Source organism: Rhodopseudomonas sp. (assembly GCF_048594845.1).
In the GTDB taxonomy this organism is placed as follows: domain Bacteria; phylum Pseudomonadota; class Alphaproteobacteria; order Rhizobiales; family Xanthobacteraceae; genus Rhodopseudomonas.
On sequence record NZ_JBMDXE010000247.1, the window covers coordinates 1 to 8,920 of the forward strand.

The 8,920-nt window shown below is 65.6% G+C and carries 4 protein-coding genes and 1 rRNA gene; 2 read left to right on the forward strand and 3 right to left on the reverse strand.

Annotation, left to right across the window (positions count from 1 at the left end):
* Positions 1–176: 176 nt before the first annotated feature.
* A complete protein-coding gene (locus tag ACOJTD_RS15900; RefSeq protein ID WP_420133868.1) occupies positions 177–941 on the reverse strand; it encodes an MOSC domain-containing protein in 765 nt (254 codons plus the stop codon).
* Positions 942–1,165: 224 nt separating this feature from the next.
* Here ACOJTD_RS15900 and clpB point away from each other — a divergent pair, with 224 nt between their 5' ends.
* Complete coding sequence (gene clpB, locus ACOJTD_RS15905) at positions 1,166–3,805, forward strand: ATP-dependent chaperone ClpB (RefSeq protein WP_420133865.1); 2,640 nt, start codon at positions 1,166–1,168, stop codon at positions 3,803–3,805.
* 270 nt (positions 3,806–4,075) lie between these two features.
* Here clpB and ACOJTD_RS15910 read toward each other — a convergent pair whose 3' ends face one another.
* Together ACOJTD_RS15910 and ACOJTD_RS15915 are read right to left on the reverse strand one after the other, a co-directional pair.
* On the reverse strand, positions 4,076–5,704 hold the full coding sequence (locus ACOJTD_RS15910; RefSeq protein WP_420133866.1) for an SMP-30/gluconolactonase/LRE family protein: 1,629 nt from the start codon (positions 5,702–5,704) through the stop codon (positions 4,076–4,078).
* A 140-nt stretch (positions 5,705–5,844) separates the two neighbouring features.
* Positions 5,845–7,872 carry a M23 family metallopeptidase gene (locus ACOJTD_RS15915; RefSeq protein ID WP_420133867.1) on the reverse strand — a complete coding sequence of 676 codons (2,028 nt, stop codon included), beginning with the start codon at positions 7,870–7,872 and terminating at the stop codon, positions 5,845–5,847.
* Between the two features lie 964 nt (positions 7,873–8,836).
* On the opposite strand from ACOJTD_RS15915, the gene ACOJTD_RS15920 reads away from it, so the two are divergent.
* Positions 8,837–8,920 (forward strand): 16S ribosomal RNA (locus ACOJTD_RS15920); the annotation flags it as partial.

Sequence of the window (8,920 nt, forward strand, 5' to 3'; positions counted from 1 at the left end):
GCACGGGCGGCGCGCTGCGCAGCATCCGGGGCACGGCAGGATACAGCTGTCGTCATCCGCGGGCTCGACCCGCCGATCCATCGCGCGCGGAGCGCGTCTTTTCACAAGAGGATGGATCGCCGGGTCAAGCCCGGCGATGACGGGTGAGTGGGGGGCGAGGACTCGAAAAGCCCTGCCTACGCGACTCGCACCGCGTCGCCCTGCGCGATCGCGCCGCCTTCGATCACCTCGGCATACACCCCGCAATCGGCATGGCCGAGGTTCTGTTGCAGGGTCGTCGGAATCGCCAGATCGCGCGCGGCGGTGACGGGATCGACATTCGTTGCCGCGCAGCGGACGGTGCGCTTGACGATTCTGAGCCGGGCGTCGCCGATCGCCAGGATGCTGTCGATCATGTCGAGTTCGGCCCAAGCCGGCCAGGCGTCGATATACAGGTTGGCGCGGAAGCGCAGCGGATCGACCTTACGGCCGACCATCTGCTCCAGCGCGGCCACGCTGCCGAGATTGATGATCGACACGACCTTCATCGGCACGTCGGAAAAACTGTAGCCTTCGCCGTCCAGCACCTTCGGCGGTCCGCGAAGCTCGTCGGCGAAGCGCGCTGCGAAGAACGCCTCGATCGCCGCGCGTCCCTCGGCGCTGCGCAGATCGCCGCGCGCGACCTCGGCTCCGTCCTGGCGGATCGTCAGGGTTTGTGTGGCGTCGTCGAAATGGCTGCGCAGTGCCGCCAGCCGCTCGTTGCGCATCAGCATCAGGTAATGGGTCTTGGCCTTCCAGACCGGGCTGGACGGATCGAACCCGGTCGGGCCGTTCTCGATCGCGTAGGCGCGGTCGGCCGGCAGCGTCTGGCCGACGGCCAGCGACACCTCCGGCAGCGGCTCGGGAGTCAGACCTTTGATGGGGTAGCGATAGATTGCGGAGAGCGAGGCGGGGATCGACATACCGTTCATCGTAAGGGCTTTCCGCCGCCGACGCCTGCCCGAAATTGTGACGCCGGCTCTTCCGTTTCCGGAACCAATGCCCACATTTGCGTCAAGCCGCTGCCGGTTCGGACGCGGCGACGACCGCCGCCGGTTGACGACCGTCAACGCGGTTGGTGGAACCCCAATGAAGATGCCGTCCGCGTGCTTTCGAGGCGCCGACGGCAGGCTGAGGGACACCAGACATGAACCCAGAAAAATACACCGAACGCGTGCGCGGCTTCATCCAGTCGGCGCAATCGCTTGCGGTCCGCGAGGGCCATCAGCAGTTCTCGCCGCTGCACATCCTTAAAGTTCTGCTCGACGATTCCGAAGGGCTCGCCGGCGGTCTGATCGACCGCGCCGGCGGCAATTCGCGTGCAATCCTCCAGGCGACCGAAGACGCGCTCGGCAAGATGCCGAAGGTTTCGGGCTCCGGCGCCGGCCAGGTCTATCTGGCCCCGGGGACTGCTCGGGCGCTCGATGGCGCCGAACAGGCGGCCGAGAAGGCCGGCGACAGCTTCGTCACGGTCGAGCGCCTGCTGCTCGCGCTGGCGCTGGACAAGGACTCCGAGGCCGGCCAGTTGCTCGCCAAGGGCGGCGTCACCCCGCAGAACCTCAACGCCGCCATCAATGCGCTGCGCAAGGGCCGCACCGCCGATTCGGCGACGGCCGAAAACGCTTATGACGCGCTGAAGAAATACGCCCGCGACCTGACCCAGGCGGCGCGCGACGGCAAGCTCGACCCGGTGATCGGCCGCGACGAGGAAATCCGCCGTACGATTCAAGTTCTGTCGCGCCGGACCAAGAACAACCCGGTGCTGATCGGCGAACCCGGCGTCGGCAAGACCGCCATCGTCGAGGGCCTGGCGCTGCGCATCCTCAATGGCGACGTGCCGGAGAGCCTCAAGGACAAGAAGCTGCTGGCGCTCGACATGGGCGCGCTGATCGCTGGCGCGAAGTATCGCGGCGAGTTCGAAGAGCGGCTGAAGGCCGTGCTCAACGAAGTCACCGCGGCCGAAGGCGGCATCATCCTGTTCATCGACGAGATGCATACGCTGGTCGGCGCCGGCAAAGCCGACGGGGCGATGGACGCGTCGAACCTCCTGAAGCCCGCGCTCGCCCGCGGCGAACTGCACTGCATCGGCGCCACCACGCTCGACGAGTATCGCAAGCACGTCGAGAAGGACGCCGCTTTGGCGCGGCGTTTCCAGCCGGTGTTCGTGTCCGAGCCGACGGTCGAGGATACGATCTCGATCCTGCGCGGCCTGAAGGACAAATACGAGCAGCACCACGGCGTGCGCATCGCCGACTCGGCGATCGTCGCTTCGGCGACGCTGTCCAACCGCTACATCACCGACCGCTTCCTGCCCGACAAGGCCATCGACCTGATGGACGAGGCGGCGGCGCGGCTGAAGATGCAGGTCGACTCCAAGCCTGAAGAGCTAGACTCGATGGACCGTGAGATCGTGCGGCTCAAGATCGAGCAGGAGGCGCTGAAGAAGGAAAGCGACGTCGGCTCCAAGACGCGTTTGGTCGCGCTCGAGAAGGAGCTGGCCGACCTCGAGGAGAAGTCGGCGGCGCTGACCCAGCGCTGGAGTGCGGAGAAGAACAAGCTCTCCAATGCCCAGAAGCTGAAGAGCGAACTCGACGCCCTGCGCATCGAACTCGCCAACGCGCAGCGCCGCGGCGAGTATCAGCGCGCCGGCGAGCTGGCCTATGGCCGGATCCCCGAGCTGGAGAAGAAGCTGGCCGACATCGAAGCCAACGAGAACACCGGCGAGATGATGGAAGAGGCGGTCACCGCCAATCACATCGCGCAGGTCGTCTCGCGCTGGACCGGCGTGCCGGTCGACAAGATGCTCGAGGGCGAGAAGGAAAAGCTGCTGCGGATGGAGGACCAGATCGGCAAGCGCGTGGTCGGCCAGTTCGAGGCCGTGCATGCGGTGTCGACCGCGGTCCGCCGTGCCCGCGCCGGCCTGCAGGATCCGAACCGGCCGATGGGCTCGTTCATGTTCTTAGGTCCCACCGGCGTCGGCAAGACCGAGCTGACCAAGGCCTTAGCGCAGTACCTGTTCGACGACGAGACCGCGATGGTCCGGCTCGACATGTCGGAATACATGGAGAAGCACTCCGTGGCCCGGCTGATCGGCGCGCCTCCCGGCTATGTCGGCTACGACGAAGGCGGTGCACTGACCGAAGCCGTGCGGCGGCGGCCCTATCAGGTCGTGCTGTTCGACGAGATCGAGAAGGCGCATCCGGACGTGTTCAATGTGCTGCTGCAGGTGCTCGATGACGGCCGCCTGACCGATGGTCAAGGCCGCACCGTGGACTTCCGCAACACGCTGATCGTTATGACGTCGAACCTCGGGAGCGAGTATCTGGTGGCGCAGCCGGAAGGCGAGGACACTGGTGCGGTGCGCGAGCAGGTGATGGGACTGGTGCGGGCCCACTTCCGCCCCGAATTCCTCAACCGCGTCGACGAGATCATCCTGTTCCACCGCTTGCAGAAGAGCGAGATGGGCCGGATCGTCGATATCCAGCTGCTGCGGCTGCAGAAGCTGCTCGACGACCGCAAGATCGTGCTCGACCTCGACACCGGCGCGCGCGACTGGCTCGCCGAAAAGGGCTGGGACCCGGCCTACGGTGCCCGCCCGCTGAAGCGCGTGATCCAGCGCAGCGTCCAGGACCCGCTCGCCGAGATGATCCTCGACGGCTCGGTCAAGGACGGCGACCATGTGGCGATCTCGACCGAAGGCGGCGTCCTGACCTTCAACGGCGCCCCGCCGCACACCGCGGACATCGAGCCGTTCACGGGACGTCCGCCGAAGCGGATGCTGAACTGACCCGTGTCCCGGACATGGCGTAGCGCGCAGCGCTGCGCCATGATCTGCTATGGCGGCCGGATGTGAGCGCAGAGCGGCCTCAACACCAGCCGTCATCGCCCGCGCAGGCGGGCGACCCAGTATTCCAGAGCGTTTGTGTCGCGGGGACTGCGGAGCAAAGTAACGAGCACTCTGGAATACTGGGTCGCCCGGACGAGCCGGGCGATGACGGGAGAGAGCTGCGAGCCCGCCGTGTCCCACGTGGCGTTCAGGGATAGCGTTCAGCCTGTCCTACATCTTCGCAATCCTATAAATCGCGTTCTCGATATCCGACGACACGTAGATCGTGCCGGTGGTGCCGACGGCGACGCCGGTGGGCATGTTGGTCGGCGGCAGGCCGGGGGCGGGGACGAGGCCGATCGGGAGGTTGCCGGCGAGCTCGGTGACTTTCCCATCGGCCGGATCGATCTCGATCACGCGCTTGGCGCCGACCTCGGCGACGATCAGTTTGCCGGACGGCGCCAGCGCCAGCCCCTCCGGCATTTTCAGATTTTTCGCCACCACGGTCTTGGCGCCGGTCGCCGGATCGATCTTGCTGAGCTGCCCGGCGAATGCCTCGGTGACGTAGATGCCGCCGTCGTCCGCCTGTGCGAGGCCGACCGGGCCGGCGAGGTCCGTGGCGACCGCCTTGCGCTCCTTGCCGTGCTCGCCGCCCACCTCGATCAGTGACTTGCTGCCGAGCTCGGCGACGATGAGCTTGCCGTTCGCGAGCCGGATCGCGTCGTAGGGCGCCTTGAAGTCGTGCATCATCTCCAGCGACTTGCCGCTGGTGCGGTCGATCACCTGCACGGTGCCGGTGAACCAGCTCGACAGGATCACTTCGTTGCCCGTGGCGGTGGCGCTCATCGGATATTCCAGCGTGGTGCCGTCCGCATGCATCCGCGCCATTTCGCGCACCTCGCCGGTCGCGCCATCGACACTGCGATAGGCGAATACGTCGGCGACATGGATGGTGTCCTTGCCGCCCTCGGAGACCACTGCGATGCCCGCCGGGAACGCCAGCTTGCCGATGATCACCTGCTTCGCCGTGCCGGTCGCGGGATCGACTTCCTGGATGCCGTTGTCGGCCATGTTGGAGACGAAGATGCGGTCCTGCGCGTCGATCGCGAGGTTATCGAGCGACGGCTTGAGCTGCGCCGCGACCTGCTTGGCGCCGGTCTTGATATCGACCTTGACGAGCTGGCCGAGCGCGGTGTCGAGCACGTAGAGATTGCCCTTGGAGTCGAAATTCGCCGCCGCCGGAATCTTGAAGCCATCGGCGACGACGCTGAGTTCGCCCTTGTCGACATCGACGGCCGCGACCTGGCCCTTGAACCACAGCGGCCCGTAGATCCGATCATCGGGGCCGAACTCGAAGCCGTTCAGGCCGCCCATCTTCTCCATGATCTTGCGCGGCGGCTTTTCGCCCGCAACGTCGATCTCGTACAGCGCATCGCCGAGAAACACCTGCGACGCATAGAGCCGGCCGTCCTTGCGGAAGGCGAGCGAGTTGATACCAGGCAGGCCGGAGGCGAGCTTTTTGATCGGCCCGTCGCCCTTGCGTGCGTAAAGATCGCCGGTGAGAAATGCGGTCCACGCCATCGTGCCGTCCGGCGCGAAGGCGATGTCGTCGGCCATGCCTTCCGGCGTCGGCACCGCGATCTTGGCCGTGCCCTTGTCGCGGTCCACCTCGTACAGCGCGGCGCCCGCAACGCTGCCGGCGAACAGCCGGCCCGCCTTGTCGATGCCGAGCCCGTGCACGCCGTGGAAGGCCGAGCCTTCGACCAGTTTGGTGACTTGATACTCGTCCGCGCGCACACCGGACATCGCCAGCAGGCCGAGCGCAAACACGCTCGCGCCAAGCGCAAGATGGCTCCTCATTGCATTCTCTCCCGACACTGTTTGTTTTTATGCGGGGAGTATTTGGTGCACCGGAAGGGTTGGCAAGCGGAAAAACCCGCGCGGCGCAGCCGCAATTGCCGCAGTGCACGAGCGCGAACAACGCGAAATCAGGAGGGCTGCTATCTCTTCGCCGCCGAGGCGCTGACGCTGCGGGTCGGCGTCGCCGCGGTCAGATCTTCCGCGAAGCGCGGCGCGTTGCGGTTGGTCATCATCGCGTCGAGGCGGTCGCGTTCTTTCTCGAAATTGGCCAGCATCGGGCCCTCGAGCGAACGGCCGCGCGGCAGCTTCACGCGCATTGGATCGACGAAGCGGCCGTTGACGAGAATTTCGTAGTGCACATGCGCGCCGGTCGACAGGCCGGTGGAGCCGACGAAGCCGATCACCTGGCCCTGGCGCACGCGCTTGCCCGGCTCCATGCCCTTGGCGAAGGCCGACATATGGCCGTAGGCGGTTTCGTAGCCGTTGGCGTGCTTGATGCGGATGTACTTGCCGTAGCCGCCTTCCCAGCCGGCCTTCTCGACCACGCCGTTGCCGGAGGCGAAAATCGGCGTGCCGTAGGCTGTCGACCAGTCGACGCCGGTGTGCATCTTGACGTAGCCGAGGATCGGATGGCGGCGGCCGCCGAAGCCGGACCGCATGATCGCGTTGTTGACCGGCTTGCGGACCAGGAACTTCTTCGCGCTCTTGCCGGTCTCGTCGTAGAAATCGACCACCGCGTCGTCGGGGGTCTGGAAACGATAGTATTTCTTGGTCTCGCCGCCGACCGTGAGCGAGGCGAACAGTACGTCGTTGCGCTCCACCGCGGCGGTGGTCTCGTCGTCGCCGGCGTAGAACACCTCGAATGAATCGCCGGCCTGCACCTTGCGCTGGAAATCGACGTCGTAGGAGTAGATCTTGATCATGTCGTCGATGATCGCCTGCGGCACCTTGTTGCGCAGCGCGGTCTCGTAGATCGACTGGTAGAGGCGGACGCCGGTGCCGTCGTCCTCGTCGTCCTCGCTGTTGTCGGCGGTGTCGCTGACGGTGTTGAGCGCCTGGACGTCGACCGCGACGTAGCGGCCGAGATCGGACAGCGCCGCCACGGCCTCGACCGCCGAATCACCCGCGATGATCACCCGGAACGGCTGCGGGGCTTTGCCGGCGGCGGACGGCTCCATCAGGATGCGCAGCTTCTGGCCTTCCTTCAGCCCGCCGCTGCGGCCGCGCGCGCCCAGCGCAGCGGCCACCGCATTGGCGTCTTCCTCGCTGGCGCCCTGGTCGCGCAGCACCGACACCACGGTGTCGCCCTTCTTGACGACGTGCACGCGTTCGCCGGTCGGGTTGCCGCCGGTCACCTGCTCCTTGGTCTTCGGCAGCAGCGTGACGTTCTCGGGGACGATTCGGGTCTCGAAGCCCGCATAGGGGTCGGCGGAGGGGCCTTCCGGCGCGTAGCCGAGCTTAATGTCGCCGCCGATATCGCCGGCCGCGGCGCTGGCGTAGCGCACGCCGCTGTTGCCCTTCCAGTTCGCGGCGTCGCGGACCCGCATCAGGATCTCGTCGGGGGAGATCTGGCCGGCGATCTTGGCCCGCGGCAACACCTGGCCGAGATCGCGGGTGACGAAAGAGACTTCGGCGTCGGGCTCGACCGCCTCGGGATTCTGCGCGTCCTCCGACGGAGTGGAGGAGCCGACATCGGTCAGCATGCGCTGCGCGTTGAAGGGCGGAATCTTGGCGCTGAGGTCGCTGGTGCTCAGCGACAGATTGCCGGCGATCTTGACGAAGGGGCGGACGCGGACGACGTCGCGATTGCCGACGCGGGTGACGGTGGAAACGCGGATGACGCTGCGCGCCGCCTGTGATTCGCTCGGCGGCGGCAGCCGGTCGCTCTTGTGCAGCGCCGCCGTCTTGTCGGCGCCGAATGCGCCGCGCAGCGCCGCTTCGACCCGCTCAGGCGCTTTGGCGAACGTCGTCTCACCATCGAGCGAAGCGAAAACGGCGCCGCCGATCAGGGCTGCGCCGCACAGGCCGGTCAGAATCGTGCCGCTGAACCATTGCACGGAGACGCGGCGGCGATCGATCACCGCGGCTTCGGAGCCATCGACGGAAAGCGGGGGCTCGTGCCCGAGGTCGATGAAGCCGACCTCGTGCCCGCTGCGTCCGCGTGACAATCTCTGGCTCAATCCGCCGTCCCCCAAATAACCTCGCCCGCGGCGCCGCCACGGGCAAGTGTCCCTGACTTGGCGGAGGTTCTGCGAAGACCGGATCGATCTTCAGAGCCTCCGGCTGCCCGGTCCTCGATGATGCGCCACGCGTGCGTACCAAGGAGCCGGGCCTGCGCCGCGGACGTTCGACAAGAGGGCGCCAAATTGCTGGCAGCCGCCGCGAACGTCAATGGCGGGAAATGTTCGAGGCCGCACGCCCGAAAGGAATTTGCGATGAAAGCGTCACGATCGCGATCCTTGCTGTGGCGATTGCCCGTCGGCCTGACCGGCAACGCGGCAATTTTGACCTATCTAGCCTGGGGAGAACGTCGGAGGAATGTGGCTTCAGTACGGCGCTATGTCGGGAAGGCCTTGTATTCCCGATGGAAAATGATTTTTCCCGGCCAGACGACATTTTTCTGACGAGGCCGTTGACAGGTCCGAGAGGGCTGGCCTATAAGGCGGCCACTGAGCGCGGCGCCGCTGAGCCCCACGGGCCCTGGCGCGCTTCTGTGTCTCATTGATCCCTTGCATTCGATGAGTGCTTGAGCAGCCGATCGTTGTCGGTTGCCAATTGCCGTCGGATCGGGTTTCCAAACTCCTATTAAGTGTAGGAGTTGAAATCGTGAGACTCTTGGGTCTCGGGTTTCGTGAGGTCTTTGTGATCTCGGGCTGTTTGACAAGTTGAGAAGAAGAAAGAGAAACGTGGACGGCGGAGTCCTTGCGGGTCTCGACTATGAGAGGGCTTAGGCTTTCGCGTGGTTGGGGCCGGACGAAAGACTTCGGCGGATACACGTTTCAAGGAAACACCATGTTCGTTTGCGCTGTGAAGCGCGGCGACGAGTGTTGGTCTTTGATCTTCGGATCTGGGGCCGATGCAATGGTGGGACCTCGTCAAACGTTGTGATCAGCCGGTTCAAAGTTTCAAGTCCAACTTGAGAGTTTGATCCTGGCTCAGAGCGAACGCTGGCGGCAGGCTTAACACATGCAAGTCGAACGGGCGTAGCAATACGTC